Annotated in this window: 22 protein-coding genes; 1 reads left to right on the forward strand and 21 read right to left on the reverse strand. The window is 59.4% G+C overall.

The window, feature by feature from the left end; translation table 11 throughout:
- A partial coding sequence (locus HMPREF2562_RS10995) for a hypothetical protein (protein WP_210384445.1) occupies positions 1-456 on the forward strand: 456 nt, incomplete at its 5' end.
- 289 nt (positions 457-745) lie between these two features.
- Here the strand turns inward: HMPREF2562_RS10995 and tyrS are convergent.
- The 21 genes from tyrS to infC all read right to left on the reverse strand — a co-directional run bounded on the left by tyrS (position 746) and on the right by infC (position 22,425).
- A complete protein-coding gene (gene tyrS / locus HMPREF2562_RS00340; RefSeq protein ID WP_070549327.1) occupies positions 746-2,050 on the reverse strand; it encodes a tyrosine--tRNA ligase in 1,305 nt (434 codons plus the stop codon).
- A 12-nt stretch (positions 2,051-2,062) separates the two neighbouring features.
- A complete protein-coding gene (locus HMPREF2562_RS00345; RefSeq protein WP_049193935.1) occupies positions 2,063-2,713 on the reverse strand; it encodes a DNA-3-methyladenine glycosylase in 651 nt (216 codons plus the stop codon).
- Positions 2,714-2,887, reverse strand: a complete 174-nt coding sequence (locus tag HMPREF2562_RS00350; protein WP_005511714.1) for a Trm112 family protein — start codon at positions 2,885-2,887, stop codon at positions 2,714-2,716.
- The gene (locus tag HMPREF2562_RS00355) at positions 2,877-3,524 is read right to left on the reverse strand and encodes a hypothetical protein (protein ID WP_049193936.1); all 648 of its coding nucleotides are present in this window, start codon (positions 3,522-3,524) and stop codon (positions 2,877-2,879) included. Before HMPREF2562_RS00355 ends, HMPREF2562_RS00350 begins: the two co-directional genes overlap by 11 nt.
- Positions 3,511-5,142 (reverse strand): VWA domain-containing protein, encoded by a 1,632-nt coding sequence (locus tag HMPREF2562_RS00360; RefSeq protein ID WP_083295676.1) that lies wholly within the window; start codon positions 5,140-5,142, stop codon positions 3,511-3,513. Before HMPREF2562_RS00360 ends, HMPREF2562_RS00355 begins: the two co-directional genes overlap by 14 nt.
- A gap of 6 nt (positions 5,143-5,148) precedes the next feature.
- On the reverse strand, positions 5,149-6,300 hold the full coding sequence (locus tag HMPREF2562_RS00365) for a hypothetical protein (protein ID WP_070549329.1): 1,152 nt from the start codon (positions 6,298-6,300) through the stop codon (positions 5,149-5,151).
- Positions 6,301-6,824: 524 nt separating this feature from the next.
- Positions 6,825-8,264 carry an argininosuccinate lyase gene (gene argH, locus HMPREF2562_RS00370; RefSeq protein WP_049170381.1) on the reverse strand — a complete coding sequence of 480 codons (1,440 nt, stop codon included), beginning with the start codon at positions 8,262-8,264 and terminating at the stop codon, positions 6,825-6,827.
- 45 nt (positions 8,265-8,309) lie between these two features.
- Positions 8,310-9,509: an argininosuccinate synthase gene (locus tag HMPREF2562_RS00375; RefSeq protein WP_016422894.1), complete on the reverse strand. Its 1,200-nt coding sequence runs from the start codon at positions 9,507-9,509 to the stop codon at positions 8,310-8,312.
- 49 nt (positions 9,510-9,558) lie between these two features.
- Positions 9,559-10,041 carry an arginine repressor gene (locus HMPREF2562_RS00380; RefSeq protein WP_005511719.1) on the reverse strand — a complete coding sequence of 161 codons (483 nt, stop codon included), beginning with the start codon at positions 10,039-10,041 and terminating at the stop codon, positions 9,559-9,561.
- A gap of 4 nt (positions 10,042-10,045) precedes the next feature.
- Positions 10,046-10,987 (reverse strand): ornithine carbamoyltransferase, encoded by a 942-nt coding sequence (gene argF / locus HMPREF2562_RS10850; RefSeq protein WP_049189988.1) that lies wholly within the window; start codon positions 10,985-10,987, stop codon positions 10,046-10,048.
- A gap of 6 nt (positions 10,988-10,993) precedes the next feature.
- Positions 10,994-12,199: an acetylornithine transaminase gene (locus tag HMPREF2562_RS10855; RefSeq protein ID WP_049170375.1), complete on the reverse strand. Its 1,206-nt coding sequence runs from the start codon at positions 12,197-12,199 to the stop codon at positions 10,994-10,996.
- 58 nt (positions 12,200-12,257) lie between these two features.
- A complete protein-coding gene (gene argB, locus HMPREF2562_RS00395; RefSeq protein ID WP_016422897.1) occupies positions 12,258-13,151 on the reverse strand; it encodes an acetylglutamate kinase in 894 nt (297 codons plus the stop codon).
- A 21-nt stretch (positions 13,152-13,172) separates the two neighbouring features.
- The gene (gene argJ / locus HMPREF2562_RS00400) at positions 13,173-14,381 is read right to left on the reverse strand and encodes a bifunctional glutamate N-acetyltransferase/amino-acid acetyltransferase ArgJ (RefSeq protein ID WP_016422898.1); all 1,209 of its coding nucleotides are present in this window, start codon (positions 14,379-14,381) and stop codon (positions 13,173-13,175) included.
- Entirely contained in the window at positions 14,378-15,418 is a 1,041-nt protein-coding gene (argC, locus tag HMPREF2562_RS00405; protein WP_172620236.1) for an N-acetyl-gamma-glutamyl-phosphate reductase, read from the reverse strand. The genes argJ and argC overlap by 4 nt, the downstream gene beginning before the upstream one ends.
- Before the next feature lie 180 nt (positions 15,419-15,598).
- A complete protein-coding gene (locus HMPREF2562_RS00410) occupies positions 15,599-16,435 on the reverse strand; it encodes a trypsin-like serine protease (RefSeq protein ID WP_070549331.1) in 837 nt (278 codons plus the stop codon).
- 27 nt (positions 16,436-16,462) lie between these two features.
- Complete coding sequence (gene pheT / locus HMPREF2562_RS00415) at positions 16,463-18,955, reverse strand: phenylalanine--tRNA ligase subunit beta (RefSeq protein ID WP_070549333.1); 2,493 nt, start codon at positions 18,953-18,955, stop codon at positions 16,463-16,465.
- Between the two features lie 32 nt (positions 18,956-18,987).
- The gene (pheS, locus tag HMPREF2562_RS00420; protein ID WP_070429629.1) at positions 18,988-20,037 is read right to left on the reverse strand and encodes a phenylalanine--tRNA ligase subunit alpha; all 1,050 of its coding nucleotides are present in this window, start codon (positions 20,035-20,037) and stop codon (positions 18,988-18,990) included.
- Positions 20,038-20,135: 98 nt separating this feature from the next.
- A complete protein-coding gene (locus HMPREF2562_RS00425) occupies positions 20,136-20,966 on the reverse strand; it encodes a TrmH family RNA methyltransferase (protein ID WP_070549335.1) in 831 nt (276 codons plus the stop codon).
- A gap of 175 nt (positions 20,967-21,141) precedes the next feature.
- The gene (gene rplT / locus HMPREF2562_RS00430; protein ID WP_016422904.1) at positions 21,142-21,525 is read right to left on the reverse strand and encodes a 50S ribosomal protein L20; all 384 of its coding nucleotides are present in this window, start codon (positions 21,523-21,525) and stop codon (positions 21,142-21,144) included.
- Positions 21,526-21,602: 77 nt separating this feature from the next.
- On the reverse strand, positions 21,603-21,797 hold the full coding sequence (gene rpmI, locus HMPREF2562_RS00435; RefSeq protein WP_005511726.1) for a 50S ribosomal protein L35: 195 nt from the start codon (positions 21,795-21,797) through the stop codon (positions 21,603-21,605).
- 76 nt (positions 21,798-21,873) lie between these two features.
- Positions 21,874-22,425 carry a translation initiation factor IF-3 gene (infC, locus tag HMPREF2562_RS00440; protein WP_005511730.1) on the reverse strand — a complete coding sequence of 184 codons (552 nt, stop codon included), beginning with the start codon at positions 22,423-22,425 and terminating at the stop codon, positions 21,874-21,876.
- Positions 22,426-22,790: the final 365 nt, after the last annotated feature.

Raw genomic sequence — 22,790 nt, forward strand, 5'->3', positions numbered from 1 at the left:
CACACCCCACCCAAAGACACAAAACCCCAGGTCGACAGACGTGAATCAACGTCCCATCTGTTCAAAAGAGTTGTTAACCAGAAGCTGCCAGTCCTCTCCTTTGATGAAACCCAAGAAGAGCTACAGCTACTGTCCACGAAGTCTTCGGTGATAATCCTCGAAGGCTTCTCTGGAAGAATGTATTCGCTCCTTTCGCTGACTGTCCGTGGTTTTCCTGACAATGACTTCACGGTCGTAAAAATTCCGCTGGAATTCATCCTCCAGTCCGACCATGTCGGAAAGGCCACCGATGAAGGCATCATATTCACGGATAACGATTTCATTTTGCCTATCTTCAACGGTGTAGAACACATTTGGGTTTTCAACCGTCAATCGGCCTGGCGTGCTCTGCGGGCTCACCCGCCGAGAAGCAACCTCACCCTGAAAATCGTGGGCTTGTTCGGAGCCCGTTTCTGACGCACGCTGAGACTTCTTCGAGAAACGCGCGATAATCCGACCCATCAACGAGCCTCCCCGTCCAGCACGGTTTTCATGTCTTGGACTCATCGCTACCACCTTTGCTTCGGCTTCTACGCTCCCTTTAAAACAACTAAGGCTCCAAGCTGACCAGGAGCAGATGATTCTGAAATCATCGAACCCTTCGCCTGCCCGGAGCCTTAGCCCAGCTACCTAAAAAGAATCAAGCTGCATAAACACCAATTGATTGAGAGATCAGCAGCGCGCCTACACAAAGACCAACCAGCACCTACACGAACTTCACACCAGCGAAGTTCTTCTTACCGCGGCGCAGCACGATCCACTTGCCGTGCAGCAGGTCCTCGGCAGCTGGCTCCCACGCTTCGTCCTCGATGCGCTGGTTATTAGCGTACGCGCCACCTTCCTTAATGGTGCGGCGTGCCTCGCCCTTCGACTTGGCAAGACCCGCAGCGACGAGAAGGTCGACAACAGTACGCGGCTCGCCCTCAGCGATCTCCGCAACCTCAGTCTCAGAGACGGCACCTGCCAGGGTGGCCTCGTCCAGCTCGGTCAGCTCAGCACGCCCAAACAGGGCCTGCGCTGCCAGCTCAACTGCCTTGGTGGCCTCTTCGCCGTGGACCAGGTTGGTCATCTCCTGCGCCAGACGACGCTGCGCCTCACGCTTGAATGGACGCTCCGCAACAGCGACCTCGTACTCCGCAATCTCCTCCTGAGACAGGAAGGTGAACCAACGCAGGTAGTCAATAACAACCGAATCACCGGCATTGAGGAAGTACTGGTACCAGGAGTACGGCGAGGTCTTCTCAGCGTCCAGCCACAACTTGCCGCCACCGGTGGACTTACCGAACTTTTGACCCTGCGCATCGGTCACCAGCGGCACCGTCAGGCCGTGCACCTTGGCACCGTCGATACGCCTGTTCAAATCGACGCCAGAGACGATGTTGCCCCACTGATCGCCGCCGCCAATCTGCAGCACGCAATCGTAGTTGCGGCGCAGCTGCACGTAGTCGTTGGACTGCAGCAGCATGTAGGAAAACTCGGTGTAGGAGATACCGTCAGACTCGAGGCGACGCTTCACGGTGTCGCGGTCGAGCATGGTGTTGAGGGAGAAGTTCTTGCCGACATCGCGAAGGAAGTCAATGACGGACATGTTCATAGTCCAGTCCGCATTATTGACCATTGTCGCCGGGGCATCGCCCTCAAAGTCAATAAAACGACGCAGCTGGCCCTTGATGGCCTCCAGGTTGTGCTCAATGGCGTCCTGGCTGAGCATCGAACGCTCACCGACATCACGCGGATCGCCGATGAAGCCCGTAGCACCGCCTGCCAGTGCAATTGGGTGGTGACCGGCCAGCTGGAAACGACGCAACATAATCATCGGAACCAGGTGGCCCGCGTGCAGCGAATCGCCCGTTGGGTCAAAACCGCAATACAGAGTAATGGGGCTTTCGCACGCCTCGCGCAGCGCGTCAACATCGGTGGACTGATTAATCAGGCCACGCCACTGTAGTTCGTCGATAATGTTCTGTTCAGTCACGTCCCCTATCGTAACGTCTCGCTTGCCGACGTTCACCGCGAGGGTGACCTAGAACTCCTCAACGGCCTTCTTGTGGCGACGATAGGCTGAGACGGAATCGTCCGGAAGCCACAGCCGCCACGGCCGATTCGCCGCTCGCCGAACGCCCACACGCGGGCCTGCGTGGACATCTTTATCCGGGTTGATGCTCTCTGGCTGCGCCACGAACACGCGTGACGACGGATCCAGCGCATCTGCCCCATAGTCATTTAAGTCAAGGCCAAGCGCCTGACCAACATTGCCCGGACCACGTCCGAGACCCGCAACTGCTGGCTTTTCACCGCGGCGACGGCGCACCGCATCCAGGCCCTGCTCAATGCGTACGGAACGGACCAATACTCCCCCGCCCGTGCCGTCCGTAGCGCTGGTGATATTGGCACAAAAGTGGATGCCGTAGGAGCGGTAGATATACCAATGTCCCGCCGGGCCAAACATGGCGCGATTGCGTGCGGTTGGCCCCATGAAGCAGTGCGCGGCCGGGTCGGGATAGCGCTGGTCAACTGGGCCACCATAGGCCTCGACCTCCGTGATGGTGGCGATAACATGCTCAGCGGGGATGACAATTACGCGGCCGAGCAGTGTCTTCGCAGCCTCAATGGGAGCTCCCGACAGCACAGTGCGGTCGAGGGCGCTGTAGCCGTCGGGAAGCGGGAAAGGCAATTACTTGTCCCAGGCGATAGCTTCGTCGGAAAGCATGACCGGAATGCCTTCGTCGATGCGGTAGGCGATCTTCAGGCGAGGATTGACCAGCACCTGCTCATCTTCGAGGTATTCAAGCGGCCCCTTGTCACGCGGGCAAGCGAGGATATCAAGGAGTTTCGGATCAAGGCTCATAGTCCACTACCTTACCGAACTGAATTGCCAGGGTGTCACGCTGACCTTCCAAAGCAATCAGGTTGTCCTGACCGATTGCATCCTGGATCTTCTGAACCGCGGAATGCAGCAGGTCGATGGATTCCCGAGCCGGATTCTCGGCTTTGTGACGCAGACGCTCCGGGACCGCGAGGTAGGAGTTGACTGTCTGCGGCAAGTACTCCTGGATAATGCCGCCGATGACCACCTTCTGCTCGGGATAATCTTTGAGATACTTCCACTCGCTCAGGACGGATTCCAGCGTCGCACCCAGGTCATTTGCGGCGTTGCCAAGAGCTTCGCCAGGCTGGGCATCGAAAAGCCTGCCCAATGTCCGGTGAAGATTCCTACGCAGCTCAGATGGATTGAGCGGGCGACGCTGTGGGATCTCAGGCTTCGGCGCCGAACTAACGGACTTCTGAGCCCCTTTGCTCTGCCTCGGCAACAAAGCAACCGACGCGCCCCAGGCGGCAATCGCAACAACCGGCCACAGGAAACCAAGCCCCACGGTCAGGTGCAGCAGCACGACGGCGATGGCAAGGATGAGCCCGACAATGTTGGCGGGACTGTTGAGGAAGCCACCGCCAGAGGAAGTGCCGGAGGATTTACTGGTAGCCACGAATCTCCTTGAACACATCAGCAAGCTCGGTCTCACGGGATTCAAAAACCTTACCACCGGTCAGATTCGCAAGTTCCTGCATTTCTCCCGGATCTGCCTCGCCATAACGGATGACGAATACCGGCGGCAGATTCCCGCCCTTGGACTGGTAGAAATCACGGAATTCCGCAAAGCTCTTGCCCGACGTCACCTGACCATCGGTCAACACCACGATAGACGGGATGGAGTTCTTATCCGAGCTGCCGAGAAGGTCGAAGGCTTGAATCAGTGCGTCGTAAAGCGCCGTCTCGCCCTCTGCGTACAGACCATCGACGGCGGCGGTGAGCTGCGCGCGCGATTCCGGGCCGTCAATTGTCGTGGTCGTGGGCTCGCCGACGCTCGTACTGAACGGCAGGATCGTCGCGATCTCACGGTTTCGCAATCCCACGCTTCCCGTTTCGGTGCGTGCACTGCCGTCGACGATTGCGCGCATTGTCGCCTGTAGATCAGCGATGCGCTCACCGAACATTGAACCGGAGGTGTCGAGAACAAAGACCGACTCTCCGGGCACGCGCAGGTCATTGTCGTAAGCCTCAATGAGGCGGTCCGTGACGGCGCGATCGCCCGGGAACGGCAGCTCGATAATGACGCTGTTGGTCATGCTTTCCGGCAGGTTGGCGTCATCGGAGACCGGGCGCAGGAAGTGATCGGCGAGAACCTGTGAGTTCGCTTCCAGCCACTGCCCGAGAGCCTCCGTCTGCCGCGCGGCGAGATCATTAGCGGGCTGTGCTAGCGGCGTCAGCGGGTAGTCCGCACTGATGACGCCGTCGCTCGGAACAACAACTTCCAGGTCAGCGCCCTCTTTATTCATCTGCTGCAACACAGCTTCATAGTTGATGAGCGCATCGACGGAGTCCGACTCATCCAGGAACTTGTCACGCAGCCACCCCGACGAACCCGAGGTCATCTTCTGCCCCTCGAAGAACTTCTGCAGTTCAGGCGTGGTGCGGTTGATATCTCCCGTAGTCAGCGCCGATCCGGTGTCGGCGAACGCGGTCGCAACCGACACCACACCGGAAAAGCCCGAGTTCGATTCCGCGGGGTTGGTCATGCCGTAGGTCAATTTGCCTGACGACGCAGCCTCCGCGATCTCAGCCCACGTCGGCTGCTTGGTATCCCAACCGAGCTCCCGAGCCTTCGCCGAATGGATACCAAAGGCTACCGGTGAGGTGGCGACTTTCTTGGCTTCGCCCAGCTTGTCAGCCCCACCGAGCAGATCAACGTACCGGTTGGTAGCAAACCAAGTGGCGTCAAATTGGTTGTCGAATTCGTCTGCGACAAGGGCGTGGCTGTTCTTCACGGTGCCGTCGACAAGCTCGAGGTTAATCGTAAAACCGAGGTCGTCGGAGGCCTTTTGCATCAGTGGCTGGAGCTCTGCAAGCTCCGTGGCCCCGGCGATACGCATGGTCGAGCCCTTGAGGTCAGAATCGACGTTAATCTTATTCGTCTTGTCATCGTCGGAGCCTAGCGGCAGATTCAGGCCACCGTCGGAACAGGCCACGACAGCGAAGATGCCGAGCACGCCGACGAGGGCAAGAAGCATTTTGCGGAGGGCAGTTAGTGCCTTATCCATGTTCATTCGGCTTTACCCCTCTTCCGTTTCCGGCCTCGGAGGGCTCTGGTATCCACGGGAAACACCCTCAATAAGCTGCTCGAGGATGTCGAAACTCGGCGGATCAATGGAGTCCACAAAATCGGTGGAGACCTCCTGACCCGTCTTCAACTGCGTCTGGAATTCCTCCATCGCCTCAGGATGGCTGGATCGGTAACCGTGCTTGGCCGCCAGCTTCTGAAGCTCAGGGTCTTCGGCGAGGAGCCGTGCGGCCGCAGCTCCATTGTCGTTAAAGCCCAGCGCCACGTGAGTACTCAGAATCGTCGGCGATGGATACGCCAGGCGCATTTCCGGCTTCAATCGGCTGTTCGGGGCGCTGTTCTCCCCCAGGAACTGCGACTCGTAAACCATCACCATAGGCTTCGAACCGACACCCTGCGAGAGGTAGTCCGAAAATGGACCAGCCGACGAGGATTCCGTGTACCCCTGGCCGGTGAACAGAGGGGTGAGCTCCGGCAAGACCGCATTGACCTGCCCACTGTCAGACACAATCCGGCCTTCATTGGTAATCCAAGACATGAGCGACAAGTACATTGCGGCCGAGTTCGACGAACGAATGTCCGTCGTGGACATCTGCACCGTGCGCGGCGACGGATAATCGTTCTCCGCGAAGTCACGCCAGCGGACATTGTCGTGCTGCATCGTGGCCAGCGCTGCCATATCTACCTGCCACGTAGTGCCCTGTTGGCGAGCAACATTTTCCCGCGCCAATGCCTGCAAGATGTTGTCGAAAGTAGCGATCGCCATCGGTGTGTAGAAGACGTCGTACCGCTCAGCGCCGCTCATTTTCTCGGCAATTTTCTCCGCTGCCGGTGCTGACGACGGAAACGCCAAGTCGAAGGAATCCAGATCCACATCCGTGGCCATCCGACGCGAACCCGCCGTCTTTACTTCCACCACATAGCCGTGAGAGGCAAGAGCTTTCTGGACCTCTTTGTCTTCGAAGAAGGGCTTCTTCTCAGAGCCAACAATCGCCTTGACGACGGTCTTTTCACCACCGAAGAAATCACGGTTTCCTCCGGAGCTGCCACCAGAAAAACCTGGAATACTACCGCCACGACCGACATAGACTGCAACAGCCGCGATGACAATCAAAATGACTGCAAGAATTGCCCCCGGGCCCATGCACCCTTTCTTGCTACCACTCTGATTTTTATTTTTATCTCGTGAGCTGCGATTTCCACCGCTCGACCGCGTACTTTCCACCATGAAATTATGGTAAGAGACCCGGACAAACCTGGCAACAGATATAGAAATAATCAGTAATCTGCGTCACTTCAGGGGCACCCTGGCATTACTGGGTTACTGACGGCGGCGGGTCGATCCGAGTTACTGACTACGTTTATGACTGGCGGCGGCGGGTCAATCCGAGTTACTGACTACGTTTATGACAAAAATGGCCCGAAAAATGGCTTGAAAGTGTCATAAACTTACACAGTTTCACATTTGCAGCCCGTATTCGCACGTGGAGCCCGTAATTTTTCGGGTTGCCAGTTACCGAGGTTGCCAGTTGTCGGGTCATCAGTTGTCGGGTTGCTGGTTTTTCTACTTTCTCCCCGGGCTGTAAAAAATCGGCGTGCGGTCGATTGACCGCACACCGATTAATTAGCCGCGTTAGCTGAGCTAGCAGGTTGCCAGCTTTGCCAGTTTTAGCCGCGAACCGGCTTTTCAGCCCACTGCTTCAGCTCGGTATTCTTCTCGTCAACGCGAGCGAGCTGCTCTGCAACACGGACACCCGCGGTGCCGCCGCGAGTATCGCGGGAAGCGACAGCACCGTCAATAGTCAGCACTTCACGGACCTTCGGAGTCAGTGCCGGGTGGATACCGGCGAGGTCCTCGTCGGAAAGCTCGTCCAGACCGATACCGCCCTTGGACTCTGCGATGCGGACACACTGGCCGGATGCCTCGTGAGCGTCGCGGAACGGTACGCCCTCGCGGACCAGCCACTCAGCCAAGTCCGTGGCCAGGGTGTAGCCCGCCGGAGCGAGCTCGCGCAGACGGTCTTCGTGGAAGGTCAGCGTTGCCACCAGGCCGGTCAGGGCCGGCAGCAGCAAGGTTAGCTGCTCAACCGAGTCCACCAAAGGCTCCTTGTCCTCCTGGAGGTCACGGTTGTAGGCCAGCGGCTGCGCTTTCAGCGTGGCCATAAGACCAGCGAGGTTACCGATCAGGCGACCGGTCTTACCGCGGGTCAGCTCTGCCACGTCCGGGTTCTTCTTCTGCGGCATGATGGAGGATCCAGTCGACCAGGCATCAGCCAGAGTGACGTAGCCGTACTCCGGGGTGGCCCAGTAGATAATTTCCTCTGCCAGGCGAGACATGTCCACAGCAATCTGGGCGAAGACAAAAGCCGCCTCAGAGGCGAAGTCACGCGAAGAAGTGCCGTCAATGGAGTTGTCCGTGGCAGAGTCGAAGCCGAGCTCCTCCGCGATGGCCTCCGGATCCAGGTGCAGCGAAGATCCCGCGAGCGCACCGGAACCGTACGGGGACACAGCCAGTCGACGGTCGAGATCGCGGATGCGGTCCAGATCGCGCAGCAGCGGATGCGCGTGAGCCAGCAACTGGTGGGCCAGCAATACCGGCTGCGCTGCCTGGGAGTGGGTCTTGCCCGGCATGATGGCATCCGGATGTGCCTTGGACTGAGCCACCAGGGCGGCAACCAGGTCAGTGACATCCAGTGCAACGCCGCGCACGGCATCGCGCAGCCACATGCGGAACAGAGTTGCCACCTGGTCATTACGGGAACGACCAGCGCGCAGGCGACCGCCGACCTCCGGGCCGACGCGATCAATCAGACCGCGCTCCATAGCACCGTGGACGTCCTCATCTGTCGGCTCTGGACCAAATTCGCCGGAGGCAACGTCGCGACCGAGCTGATCAAGGCCTTCGATCATGGTGTCAAAGTCGGCATCGCTGAGCAGCCCACGGGCATGCAGCACTCGGGCGTGGGCCTTGGACGCAAGAACGTCGTAAGGCGCGAGCACCCAGTCAAAATGGGTGGACTTGCTCAATGCGGCCATCGCCTCGGACGGGCCACCGGCAAAGCGGCCGCCCCACAGGGAGCCTTCGTTGGTACCGTGCTTTTCGACCATTGTCTTTTCCAATAGGCCTTTCGCTCTAGTCGCTCTGGAGAATCTTTACAGTTTGAAGTCGCGCTTTGCGGCCATCTTCGAGGACAGGCCGTGCAGCTCGACAAAACCGCGAGCCAGGGTCTGGTCGAAGGTGTCGCCCTCGTCGTAGGTAGCCAGGTTGAAGTCGTACAGCGAGGTGTTCGAACGACGACCGTTGACGTTGCAGTGACCTGCGTGCATGACCATGCGGATGTCACCGGAAACGCCCTTCTGGGACTCCTCGATGAAGGCATCCAGCGCGCGCTTCAGCGGCGAGAACCACAGGCCGTCGTAGACCAGGTTGGCCCACTCGCCCTCGACCTGGCGCTTGTAACGAGCCAGCTCACGCTCAACGGTGACGTCCTCGAGCGCTGCGTGTGCGGTCATGATGGCAATTGCGCCCGGAGCCTCGTAGATCTCGCGGGACTTAATGCCGACCAGGCGGTCTTCAACCATGTCCAGACGACCGATGCCCTGAGCACCAGCGCGGCGGTTCATCTCTTCGATGGCCTCAAGCACGGAAACCTTCTTGCCGTCGATGGCAGTCGGCTTACCGTCCTCGAAGGAGATGATGACCTCGTCCGGGGAGCTGAAGTTCAGGGTCGGATCCTCGGTGTACGCGTAGACATCCTTGGTCGGTGCGTTCCACAGGTCCTCCAGGTAGCCGGTCTCAATGGCGCGACCGAAGAGGTTCTGGTCAATGGAGAACGGAGAGGACTTGGACTGCTCAATTGGCAGACCCTTCTCCTCAGCGAAGGCAATAGCCTTGTCGCGGGTCCAAGCGAAGTCACGAGCCGGTGCAATAATCTTCAGATCCGGGGCGGTGTTAGCGAAACCAACCTCGAAACGGACCTGGTCATTGCCCTTACCGGTGCAGCCGTGTGCGACGTGAGTGCCACCAAACTCCTCTGCGGCCTTCGCCATGTGCTTAACAATCAGCGGGCGAGACAGTGCAGAAACCAGCGGGTACTGCTTCATGTAGAGACCATTGGCCTTGATGGTCGGCAGGCAGTACTCCTCGGCGAACTCGTCCTTAGCGTCGACAACGACAGCTTCGACAGCGCCGGCGTCCAGAGCGCGCTGACGCACGGACTCCATGTCCTCGCCGCCCTGTCCGACATCGATGGAAACTGCGACGACCTCGCCGTCGGTCATTTCCTTGAGGTACGGAATAGCAACGGTGGTGTCGAGGCCACCAGAGTAAGCAAGAATAACCCGGTTGGTCATAGGGTAAGCGCTCCTTTAATCGGTGCTTTAAAGCATTTCGTGGAATAGTTTACTGGTTCGTTCCGGCGGCTAGACGCTGGGCTAGGTCAGCGCCGGAAAGTGGTTCTCTAGCCAGGCACATTACGGTGTCATCTCCCGCAATTGTGCCAACGATTTCTTTGAGTCCCGCACGGTCAATCACACTGGCTAGATACTGTGCGGCTCCCGGTGGTGTACGCACAACCGCGATGGTGCCCGAATGATCAATGGAGACCAGCAGCTCGTCTAAAACGCGCCGCATCCTGGCCACTGCCCCGCTGGAGACAGCGAGTGCATCTTCGACGATGGAATACCGCGAACCGTTGGCTCCATCGCGAATCTTTCGGGCTCCCAGCTCATCGAGGTCTCTGGACAACGTCGCCTGCGCAATCTCAATGCCTTCGTCGGCAAGCAGCTCGACGAGCTGAACCTGACTGGACACGTGATGCTGCGCCAGCAGGTCAGCGATGCGCGTCTGCCTAGCTGTGCGAGAACCTGGTTGTGCTGCGGTCATGACCTTACTGCCTCTCCACCAGCCAGGTCAGCAACGCCTTCTGAGCGTGCATGCGGTTTTCCGCCTCGTCGAAGACTACCGACTGCGGGCCATCGATGACCTCGGCGGTAACTTCGTTGCCGCGGTATGCCGGCAGGCAGTGCAGGAAGATGGCATCCTCATTTGCCTTGGCCATCAGCTCAGCGTTGACCTGGTACGGCAGGAACGGAGTACGACGATCCAGGCCGTCGTTCTCCTGCCCCATGCTGACCCAGGTATCGGTGATGACAACGTCGGCACCGGCAATGGCCTCATCGACGTCCGCGGTCACGGACACGGCCGCACCGGTCTGTTCCGCGACCTTCTTGGCACGGTCGACGTAGACCTGCTCCGGCTGGAAGTCCTCCGGTGCACAGATGGTGACGTCCAGACCTGCGGTGGCGAAGCCCACGAGGTAGGAGTTGGCCATGTTGTTGGCACCATCGCCGAAGTACACAGCCTTCTTGCCACGCAGTCCCGTCTGGCCTTCCTCCGGGCACTTGTGCTCGATGATGGTCTGCAGGTCAGCGAGAATCTGGCACGGGTGGAACTCGTCGGAAAGCGCATTGACAATCGGCACCGTCGCGGTCTCAGACATGGCCTCCAGCCCTGACTGCGCGTAGGTGCGCCAGACAATTGCCGAGACAAAGCGGCTGAGCACAGCAGCGGTGTCCTGGTAGGTTTCGCCCTTGCCCATCTGGGAGTTTCCGGTTTCGACCACAATCGCGTTGCCGCCCAGAGCTGCGATACCAGCGTCGAAGGAGAAACGGGTACGAGTCGACGTCTTGTCGAACAGCACCGCAACCGACTGTGGCCCCTCAAACGGACGTCGGGAGTACGGCGCTACCTTCAGCTCTGCAGCCAACTGCAGCACCTCAGCCTGCTCCTGTGGAGTCAGGTCATCATCGGCGAGAAAATGACGGAGCATCAGTTTCTAATTCCTTCCTTTGTTGGCGACAGCCTCAACGGCGTCGTTCAGGCAGGCATCAATCAACTCGACGGCGCGGTTGACTTCCTCATCGCTGAGGTTCAACGGCGGCACAATACGCAGCACATTCGCCTGCGGAGCGTTCAGAATGACACCACGTTCATAACCGGCGTTAACCGCTTCCTTCGCCAGGTTCTCGCGCAGCACCAGTCCAAGCATGAAGCCGCGACCACGCACGTGATCGACATGGCTTAACGACGCGAGCTTGCGAGCCAGGACCTTGCCCTTCTCGGTGACTCGATTGAGCAGCTTTTCTTCTTCCAGCGTCTCGATGACGGCCAGGCCGGCAGCGGCACAGACCGGATTGCCACCAAAGGTGGTGCCGTGCGCACCAGGAGTAAACAGTTCCGCTGCGCGGCCGTTGGCGATGACAGCACCCAGCGGCAGGCCGCCGCCGAGCCCCTTCGCCAGGGTCATAACATCCGGCACGATGCCATCGTGCTGGTGGGCAAACCACTGGCCGGTACGGCCGATGCCGGTCTGTACTTCGTCGACAATCATGAGAACGTCGAAGCGCTTGGTCAGTTCGCGGACGGCAGCGAGGTATCCCTCTGGCGGTGCGACCACACCGGTCTCACCCTGAATTGGTTCCAGAATCACCGCAGCGACACCCAACGGATCGGATTCGATGGTCTTGGTGAGGAAGTCAATGTCACCGTACGGCACGAACTCGACTCCACCCGGCATCGGTTCGAACGGGGTGCGCTTGTCGGGCTGACCGGTCATGGCAAGTGCGCCCATGGTACGGCCGTGGAACCCGTGGTGGGTAGCGATAATGCGATTGCGCCCCGTCAACCGCGCCAGCTTGAACGCGGCTTCATTGGCCTCAGTGCCGGAGTTGCAGAACATAACTCGGGTGTCATCAGTGTCCCAGCCAGTGAGCTCAATGAGCTTCTCGCCCAGTGCCAACGGTGGCTCAGAGGCGAAGATGTTGGACACGTGCCCCATCGTGGAAATCTGCTTGGACACAGCTTCCACGATGGCCGGATGTGCGTGACCCAACGCGTTGACTGCAATACCGGCGAGCAGGTCCAGGTATTCCTTGCCCTCGGAATCCGTGACAATAGCGCCCTTACCCTGCACAAGCTCAATGCGCGGCGTGCCGTAATTGTTCATCATCGTGTGTTGCCACTGCTGCTTGAAGTCGCTCATGTCGTCTTTCGACCTGCCTAACATGTATGTCGGTAAATTCTTGTCCGTCTTTTCTGCCTTATCCGGGCTCTACCATTGTGCCGATACCGCCGGAAGTCATCAGCTCCAGCAGCACCGAGTGTGGCTGGCGGCCGTCGATAACGTGGGCCGCAGGCACTCCCTGATCCACTGCGTTCAGGCAGGACTCCATCTTCGGAATCATTCCGGAATCCAGCGTCGGGAGGATTTCTCGCAGATGCGAAGTGGAAATCCTTGACACCAGCGAATCGCGGTTCGGCCAATCCGTGTAGAGACCCTCGACATTAGTCAGAATCACCAAACGGTTCGCGTTAATTGCCGATGCCAGTGCACCTGCTGCCGTGTCGGCGTTGATGTTGTAGACCTCTTTGCCATCAGCGGACGGCGCAATCGTAGAGACCACCGGAATACGTCCGGCATCAATCAGGTCCAATAGCGTTTCCGAGTGCACCTCGGTGATATTGCCGACCAGCCCGATATCTGTTTCCTTGCCGCCGACGTTTACCGTTCGTCGAGTACCAGTGAACAGGCCACCGTCCTCACCAGAGGTACCCACTGCATAGGGGCCGTAGGCGTTGATGAGGTTCACCAGTTCGCGGCCGACCTGCCCGAAGAGCACCATGCGGACAATTTCCATGACCTCCGGAGTCGTGACACGGAAACCGCCTCGGAACTCTCCCTCCAGCCCCAGGCGCTTGAGCATCGACGAAATCTGAGGGCCGCCACCGTGGACAACCACCGGCTTCACCCCCACGGTGCGCAGAAAAACCATGTCCTGCGCGAAGGCCTTCTTCAGTTTCAGGTCGGTCATCGCGTTACCGCCGTACTTGACCACCACAATCTTGTCGCGGTGGTGCTGCAGCCACGGCAGTGCTTCCGCCAGCACATGTGCCCGCTGTTCGAAGGACAGCCCTTCGGTCAACTGGTGAACCATTGCAGAGTCTCCTCAAAACCTTTACGACGAATATGCCGAGTTGATGTGAACGTAGTCGTGGGAAAGGTCAGTCGTACGAATCGTGGCCTCTTCCGGATTACCAGTACCGAGGTCAACCTCCACGGCAATGTCCTTGCCGGAGAGATCCACTTCACGAGCATCAGGCGTGCCACCGGTATCGCGACAGACTACATGACCGTTGAAGGAAACAGTGATGTGCTCCGGATCCATATCCACCGGTGCAGTGCCGACAGCCGCCAGCACACGACCCCAGTTCGGGTCCGAACCGAACATCGCACACTTGAAGAGGTTGTCGCGGCCGATGATTCGAGCAGCTACCAGAGCATCTTCAGCACCACCGGTGCCACGCACGGTCACGGACACACGCTTGGTCACGCCTTCGGCGTCCGACTGCATCTGGCGCGCGATGGAATCACACACACTGAGCACTGCCTGGTCGAGCTCCTCCTGCGAGGGCTTCACACCAGAGGCACCGTTGGCCAAAATGATGACGGTGTCATTGGTGGATGTGGAGCCATCAATATCTAGGCGGTTAAACGTAACCTCGCTCGCCTTGGCAATAGCCTCGTGCGCCATTTCTGCGCTTACCGACGCATCCGTCGTAATCACACCGAGCATCGTGGCCATCGACGGGCTAATCATGCCAACACCCTTGCCCATAGCGCCGACAGTGAATCCGTCACCATGCGCAACGGCCTGCTTTGCCACCAAGTCAGTGGTCAAGATGGCTTCTGCTGCAGCCGTACCTGCGGCGGCATCGCTGCCCAGATTCTCACAAAGCTTCGGCACACCTGCCAGAACAATGTCCATCGGCAGCCGGTCACCAATCAAGCCGGTGGAGCAGGTACCAATCTCGGTAACATCGACGCCGAGCTCATCTGCGACCTTCTGACAGACTTCGAGGGCGTCGGAAATACCCGGCTGACCATTGCAGGCGTTGGCATTGCCCGAGTTCAGCACCACAGCGGACAGCTTGCCGTCAGCGATGTGCTTCTTGGATACCGTCACCGGCGCAGCCTGGACACGGTTGGTAGTAAAGACAGCCGCAGCAGTCTTCTCCGGCCCCTGGTTTACGATGAGCGCCATGTCCGGGTTTCCGCTGACCTTGATGCCTGCAATGACACCACTGGCCACGAACCCCTGAGGTGCACATACGCCGCCTTCGTCACCAGCGACGTTGACGAGACCTTCTTTTTCTTCCTTCATCATGGGGCAACTCCTACCAATGGAAGTCCTGCAGTTTCATTCTGTCCAGTAACCAAATTCATGCACTGAACTGCGGCACCACCGGTGCCCTTTGTCAGATTGTCAATCGCCGAGGTCAGCACCAGACGCTTGGCGCGTTCATCTACCTCAACCTGAATCTGAACCAAGTTAGAGCCAATTACCGACTGCGTCTGCGGCTGCAGCCCTTCGGCCAACACCTGCACAAACGGCTCACCCTTGTAGAACTCGAGGTAGGCCTCCCGTGCGGTTGCCTCCGTCACCCCGTCGACAAGCGGAGCGGTGATGGTGGTGAGAATGCCGCGCGACGTCGGAGCGAGCACCGGCGTGAAGCTGACGGTGAGAGCCTCTGCGTACGGCTTGAGGTTTTGTAGGAACTCTGCGGTGTGGCGGTGCTTGCCCGCAGTGTTGTAGGCGCGGAGATTGCCCATAACCTCGGACCCGAGCAGGGGCACAGCTGCCTTCTTGCCCGCACCGGAGGTACCGGTGACGGAAACAACGGACAGATCCGGCTTGACCAGACCCTTTGCAACTGCCGGCAGTGCCGTAATGGTACCGCCAGTGGGGAAACAACCCGGCACAGCAATACGCTTGGAAGCAGCCACTACTTCCCTGTTGCCCGGCAGCTCCGGAATACCGTAAGTCCAGGTACCGGCGTGCTCCGAGCCGTAGTAGTGCTCCCACTCATCGGCATCCTGCAGGCGGAAATCCGCGCCGCAGTCAATAATCACCGTGTCATCGCCCAACTGCTCTGCAATCGCAGCCGAATGACCGTGGGGCAGGCCGAGGAACACCACGTCATGCCCGGCAAGTGTGTCACCATTAGTCGGCTCAATACGACGATCAGCCAAAGGTGCCACATGAGGCATAATGTCGCCCACACGGGCACCCGCGTTGGATGCTCCCGTTAGTGCGCCGATGGTCAGTTCGCCGGAAAGATACGCCGGGTGCGACAACAGGAGGCGGAGGATCTCTCCTCCTGCGTAACCGGTCGCACCAGCAATGGCAACGGAAATACTCATGCCAAACATTCAACACTTTTATTCACTGCGTTGCAAGATATTCATAGAATTCGTTGCCAAAGTGCTGGAATTCTATCGATGTGACGTGAGTGAATTATGAATATAACGCCGTCGTCGGTACATACATCTGGTTCGCCGAGCCGGCCATTCAATCAGCGCGCCGGATTACTCAACGCCGGACTATTCAACTACGACGCTTGACTCCTGGCTCATCACGCCATCTGCCCACTGCGCCACCGATGACGTCGTGGTGTAAAGATAGTAACCCGACTCCTCCGGTGCGACGCTGCCATCAAAAGCCACCGCGCCCGAGAACACCGCCGCTAGCTGGCCGTCGATAAAAAGCGGTCCGCCCGAATCGCCCACCTGCAACGCCGCGGGGCGCTCCATGCGCGCCAACACCGAGTCTTCCCGCACGCATTGTTGATACTTCACTGGACACATCGAAGCGGTGACGGTCGCCGACGGCAGCGTGCCATCCGCAACATCGCCGAGCAGCGATCGCCCATAGACCGTGCCTGCCGTTTCTTGCTCCGAAAACGCTTGACGACGTTCCATTGCGGGATACCCCGGAAGAGCTGCGTCGCCCGCAAGGTGAACAAGCGCTACGTCACCGGTGGGTGCAATCTCCCAGCGATCAATCGGTACACGCCGGGCATCCGAGCCGAATCCGACCTCGACTTCCCCAACCTGCTGCGGGACATCACGCACGCAGTGGGCTGCGGTCATTACCCACTGCGGGGCGATTGCAGTTCCCGTGCAAAAGTTTCCGGTATGGGGACTGGTCTGGACCATGATTGACACCACGGAGTCCGCCGCCACACTCGGCGCAGCAGCCTCCCCGCCAACCAGCGCAGCCGCACTCGGCACGCCGGTGAGCAACAGACCTGCCGTGACAGCAGCTGCCGCCACAGTCGTCGCAGGCTTCGCGCTGCTCACCGCGCACGCCCCAACGCGCTGCTCTCGCGCCTCTGCGCTATCCAGCCTGTTGTCGCGGTGCCGCAAGTTGCCAATCATGGGTATCTCTCCCCGGGGTCTCCCCTTTTAGCCGCGCAGCTGAGCGCCGTGACGGGTAGTGGCCAGCTCAATGGCCGCCTCGCGAGCTGCGGAAGCTTCCTCTTCCTTCAGCGTACGGTCCGGCGCGCGGAAACGCAGGGAGTACGCCAGTGAGCGAACGCCTTCGCCCATCTGCTCGGAACGGTAAACATCGAAGATACGAATGGATTCGAGGAGCTCACCAGCACCCTCCACCAGAGTCTTCTCCACCTCTGCGGCGGAGACCTCATCGCTGACAACAAGCGCGACGTCCTGGTGGACAGCCGGGAACGGGCTGAGTACCGGCGCCGGCAGATGCTCAGTAACTGGCAACGCATCGAGATTAATCTCCATCGCGCAGGTGCGCTCCGGCAGACCAGCATCCTTGCATACCTTCGGGTGCAGCTCACCGGCGTGGCCGACGACCTCGCCGTCGACAAGCAGCTCAGCGCAGCGGCCCGGGTGCCACGGCAGCACCTCAGCATTGCGGATCTCCAGCTCGACATTGGCAGCGCGGGCAACAATGCGCGCGGCTTCGATGGCGTCCGCGACGGTGTACGCGGCCTCGTCACCCCACGGGCTATCCAGGCGGATACGACCGCAGGCGACAGTGGCGACGTGCAGCGGCTGCTCCGGCAGCGACTCCAGCAGCTCGGCGCGCTCGGCCTCGCTCGGCAGACCCGCGGTAGACGGCATCGGCGAGACACCGTTACCGCGCTCGATGGAAACCTGCTCCACACCGTAGAGCGACAGGTCGACCTGGCCGCGAGCAACATTGCGCTTCAGCGATTCAAGCATGGACGGCAGCAGAGTCGTGCCCAGCTGAGCGTGGTCGGACTCCAACGGGTTGATGACCTTGACGGTGTTACGACGCGGGTCATCAGCGTCCAGGCCCCAGACGTCGAAGACATCGTTGGCAATGAACGGTGTCGGCAGAATCTCCAGGTAGCCATTGTGAGCCAGCGCGTGACCGACGAAGCGGCGACGCAGCTGACGCTCAGTCAGACCGCGACCGGCCGGGGCGATTGGGAGGATAACCGGAATGTCTTCCAGACCTTCCAGACGCAGGATTTCCTCAACCAGGTCAGCGGACATGGTCAGGTCCGAGCGCCAGGTCGGCGGAGTGACAGCCAGGCGGTCACCGTTGTCGACGACCTCGCAACCGACCTCGCGCAGGCGTCCAATGACGGTCTCACGCGGGTAATCAACGCCCGCAACTTCGCTGGCGCGGTTGACGGCAAAGTCAATAGTCGGCATGGCGGCAACCTCACCGAGCAGGGTGCGACCAGTGTCGATAGTGCCGCCGGCGATGTCAGCGAGCAGCTGGCAGGCCAGATCCAAAGCCGGCTCGACCAGAGCGGTGTCCACGCCGCGCTCGAAACGTCGTGAAGCCTCAGAGCTCAGCTTGTGGCGGCGACCACTGCGGAAGACGTGCAGCGGCGACCAGTTGGCGGCCTCGAAGACAACATCGGTGGTGTCGTCGGCGATCTCGGAGGTGAGACCACCCATGATGCCGGCCAGCGACTGAATACCGTTGTCGTCGCAGATGACAACGTCCGCCGGGTCGAGCTTGCGGTCCACGTGGTCGAGAGTGGTCAGAGTCTCGCCGGCCTTAGCGTTGCGGATGTGCAGGCCACCAGCGATCTTGGAACCGTCGAAAGCGTGCATCGGCTGACCGAGCAGTAGCATCACATAGTTGGTGACGTCCGTGGCCACGTTGACCGGACGCTGACCAGCCAGCAGCAGGCGGCGACGCATCCACCACGGGGTCTCGGCGTTCGGGTCGATGCCGGTGACTCGGCGCAGACCAAAGCGGCGGGTGTCGGTGTCCTCGTCGATAGTGACGTTCAGGACCTCACCTTCGACCGGCAGCTCGTTGACCTTGGCTGGATCGGCGAAGTCGAGGTTGAAGGCGGAGCAGATCTCGCGGCCCAGACCGCGGGCCGACAGCGCGTAACCGCGGTCCGGGGTGATGTTGACCTCGAACTTCTCGTCATCGAGACCGATGAATTCCTTAGCGCACGAACCCAGCTCAGCTGGGGCCGACGGCAGCGTCAGAATACCGGCGGAGGAATCGGTCATACCCAGCTCAGCTTCGGAGCAGAGCATGCCGTTGGAAACCTTGCCGTAAGTCTTCCGTGCGGAAATCTCGAACCCACCCGGCAGCACGCAGCCCGGCAGCGCGACGATAACAATGGAGCCCTCTTCGAAGTTGCGGGCACCACAGATGATCTCCTGCAGCTCGCCGGTGCCATTGGCATCACCGACATTGACCTGACAGAAGCGAATTGGCTTCTTAAAGCCCTCGAGCTCCTCAATGTGGTCGACGCGACCGAAAACCAGCGGCCCCTCGACCTTCTCCAGCGGCTCGTGCCCCTCGGTTTCAAAACCAACGCGGACAAAGCCCTCATCCAACTCGTCCGGGGTAACGGACCAGTCCGGGTTGATGGTGTTCTCTGGGCCGCGAACGATTTCAGTGACCCACGACTGTGGAATGAACATGTAAGTAAAACTCCTATCTGTAGGTCAGTGAATTAGCCGCGGATACCGAACGGCTGCGTGAAGCGGACGTCGCCTTCGACCATGTCGCGCATGTCAGTCAGGCCATTGCGGAACTGCAGGGTGCGCTCCAGGCCCATGCCGAACGCGAAGCCCGAGTACACCTCCGGGTCAATGCCAGAGGCCCGCAGCACGTTCGGGTTGACCATGCCGCAGCCACCCCACTCGATCCAGCCTGCGCCGCCCTTCTTATTCGGGAACCAGACGTCAACCTCAGCGGACGGTTCAGTGAACGGGAAGTAGTTGGTGCGCATGCGGGTCTTGGTCTCCGGACCGAACAGCGCCTTTGCCATGTGATCCAGCGTGCCGCGCAGGTGCCCCATGGTCAGCCCCTTGTCCACAGCGAGTCCCTCCACCTGGTGGAAGACCGGGGTGTGGGTGGCGTCGAGCTCATCGGTGCGGAAGGTACGGCCCGGGCAGATAACGTAAATCGGCAGGTCACGCGACTGCAGAGTACGAACCTGAACCGGCGAGGTGTGCGTACGCAGCACCTGCTTGGATCCTTCCGGCGCAATGTGAAAAGTATCCTGCAGAGTACGAGCCGGGTGATCCGGCAGGAAGTTCAGTGCGTCAAAGTTGAAGTACTCGGCTTCGACCTCTGGGCCCTCGGCGACTTCCCAGCCCATGCCCACAAAGATGTCACCGATCTGCTCGGACAGAATGGTAATTGGGTGCATGCCGCCGCGCTGGCCCCGCGTGGTGTCCACCGACACGTCGATACGCTCCGCGACCAGACGACGCGCGTTTTCCTCTTCCTCCAGCACCGCAAGTCGCTCAGCATAGTGCTTTTCGACGGCTCCGCGAACAACATTTACGCGACGACCAGCATCCTTGCGCTCAGCCTTCGGAATGGAGCCCAGCGCGCGGCGAGCCTGTGGAATGTACCCTTCATCCCCCAAGTGCTCACGGCGGGCGGCAGAAAGCTCATCCAGATTGCCGGCAGCATCAAAGGCATCCGTGGCCTTCTGCGCAGCCGCCTGGAGGGCGTCCTCGGAAAGATCGATAGGATTTGGCGAATCGCTCACGTGTCAACCACTTCTATATAGGACTATCAGTTCTTGTGATGGAACAATCATAGTCGAGGATAACTGCACACGTGCACGCACCTCACCATCGAGGTTTCCTACTTACCCCGGACCGTCTCCCACAGGCACATGGCCGCTGCGGTGGCGAGGTTCAACGACTCCGCCTCGCCCTTAATAGGGATGGACACACTTGCCCCCGCCGAGGCCGTAATCTCCTCCGACAGGCCATGTGCTTCGTTGCCGAAAAGCCAGGCGACGGGACCGTCGGGAAGCGCATCAACGCCGAGAGTGAGAGCGCCATCCATCGCCGTGGCGAGGGTGGTAAAGCCCGCTTCCCTGACTTTCTCCATAACGACATCAATATCGCGCTCGCGTGCGACAGGGGTATGAAAAACAGAACCTGCCGAGGAACGCACAGCCTTAGAGTTCAAAGGATCGACCGAATCGCCAGCAAGGATAACCGCGCCAGCGCCGAGGGCGTCAGTCATACGCACAATCGTGCCGACATTACCCGGGTCATTGCACTCCACCGGAATCACCAGACAGCCGGACCGCTTTCCAACCTCAATAGCCTCTTCCAACGAAGTGGACACCGCATTAGTGTCACAGACGGCGAAGAGTCCGGTGGTGGTGACAGTTTCACTCAAAGAGCGGGCGGCGGAGTCGTCGATAAGCGAAACAGACTTACGCTGCGTCCCAGATTCGAGATACCCCGTGAGCAGCTCACGGAACTGCTCGGCGGCGGCTGCCGTGACGAAAACTTCCACGACAGCCTCTGCGCGGATAGCTGCATCGACGGAATTGAAGCCCTCGATGAGGAAGCGCCCGGCCTTCTTCCGCTTGGCCGCACGGTGGAGCTGAATAGCCGCCGAGACTCGCGGAGTGCGAGGAGTAAACGGCTCGTCATTGAAGTACAGCGCAGAGTTCATAGTGATTAATCCTAGTGATGCGGCTCGGGATTCATAACCGCCAGTGCGGATACGAAAAACCACCGTCGAGGTTATTCGTTAACCCAATCGACGGTGGTTTTTCAAAGATGTTGGCAGGCGCACTGCCGGTCGCAGGCGCTTGCCGACGCTACGTACGAGTTACCTCGTAGCTGCTTTACTTAGCAGCAGGAGCGTTGACGTCCTCCGGCAGAGCATCCTTAGCGACCTTGACCAGAGCAGCGAATGCCTGTGGGTCGTTGACAGCCATCTCAGCCAGGTTCTTACGGTCAACCTCAACGCCAGCCAGGTTCAGGCCCTGGACGAAGCGGTTGTAGGTGATGTCGTTAGCGCGGGCAGCAGCGTTGATACGCTGAATCCACAGACGACGGAACTGACCCTTACGGTGGCGGCGATCGCGGAACTCGTAGGTCTTGGAGTGGAGCATCTGCTCCTTGGCCTTGCGGTACAGGCGGGAGCGCTGACCACGGTAGCCCTTTGCGGAATCGAGAACTTCGCGACGCTTCTTCTTAGCGTTAACAGACCGCTTCACACGTGCCACGGTGATACTTCCTTTTCGTTGTCTTTAAGAACTAGTGAAATTAAGAGGGCGATTGCCCTGGGACGAGGCTTGAAAAACTAAGCCTTGCCCAGCAGACGCTTGACGCGCTTGACGTCCGACTTAGCAACGTCCGTGGTGCCCTTCAGGCGACGGGTACGAGTGGACGGCTTGCCCTCCAGGAGGTGGCGGCGATTAGCCTGCTCGCGGCGCAGCTTGCCGGAACCGGTAACCTTGATGCGCTTTGCGGTGCCCTTGTGGGTCTTCTGCTTCATGTTAAAACTCTCCCCTACCGATCTTTGACGCTCGTGGCGCAAAAATCTCGTTTACAACCATTTCTGGTCAGGTCGGTTACTTCTTACCCTTATTCCGAACCGGCCCCAGGACCATAGTCATGTTGCGACCGTCCTGCTTCGGGCGAGACTCGACGGTGCCGTACTCTTCGACATCGGCGGCCAGACGCTCCAACAGGCGGAATCCCAGTTCTGGACGAGACTGTTCACGGCCACGGAACATAATCGTGACCTTGACCTTCGAACCCTTCTCCAAGAAACGAACAACGTTGTTCTTCTTGGTTTCGTAGTCGTGGTCATCAATCTTCGGACGGAACTTCTGCTCCTTGACCACAGTCTGCTGCTGGTTCTTTCGAGCCTCGCGTGCCTTCTGGGCTTGTTCGTACTTGAACTTGCCGTAGTCCATAATCTTGGCGACCGGCGGCTTTGCTCGCGGAGCAACCTCAACCAGGTCAAGGTCTGCTTCGTAAGCGAGCTTGAGTGCGTCACCGGTGCGGACAACGCCCACCTGCTCACCATTCGGTCCTACAAGGCGGACTTCCGGTACTCGAATATCCTCGTTAATACGAGCTTCAGCGCTGATGTGGCCTCCTAGGTTGAACCTGAACAATCTTCGTTTCAAACCGCGATAGCAAGCGGGAAAGGAAGAAAAGCCACGCGTCTACAGCGGATTACTACACACTGTATAAGGACGCCTTCCAATCGTGCGATGTGACATCACCGATTAGGGTGGACCCCGGCGCTACCGTAATTCTTTGGCGCACCTAGGGTGGGACTTAAATCCTCTTCGCTGCCGAATGCAACTAAATGCTCCCCGAAGGCAGCAAGCATCGCATTCTGGCGGTCGTAGACGAGATGTTAACACAGCTGTTCTCGCATACCAAAACCGGCTCTCACTCCGGGTTATTCACCATCGGCACCCGACGCGATACCAAGCGTCAAAAAAGTGCAATCCGAATTGTAATCAGATTGGTA

Source organism: Corynebacterium sp. HMSC077G07, assembly GCF_001809225.1.
GTDB lineage: Bacteria > Actinomycetota > Actinomycetes > Mycobacteriales > Mycobacteriaceae > Corynebacterium > Corynebacterium jeikeium_D.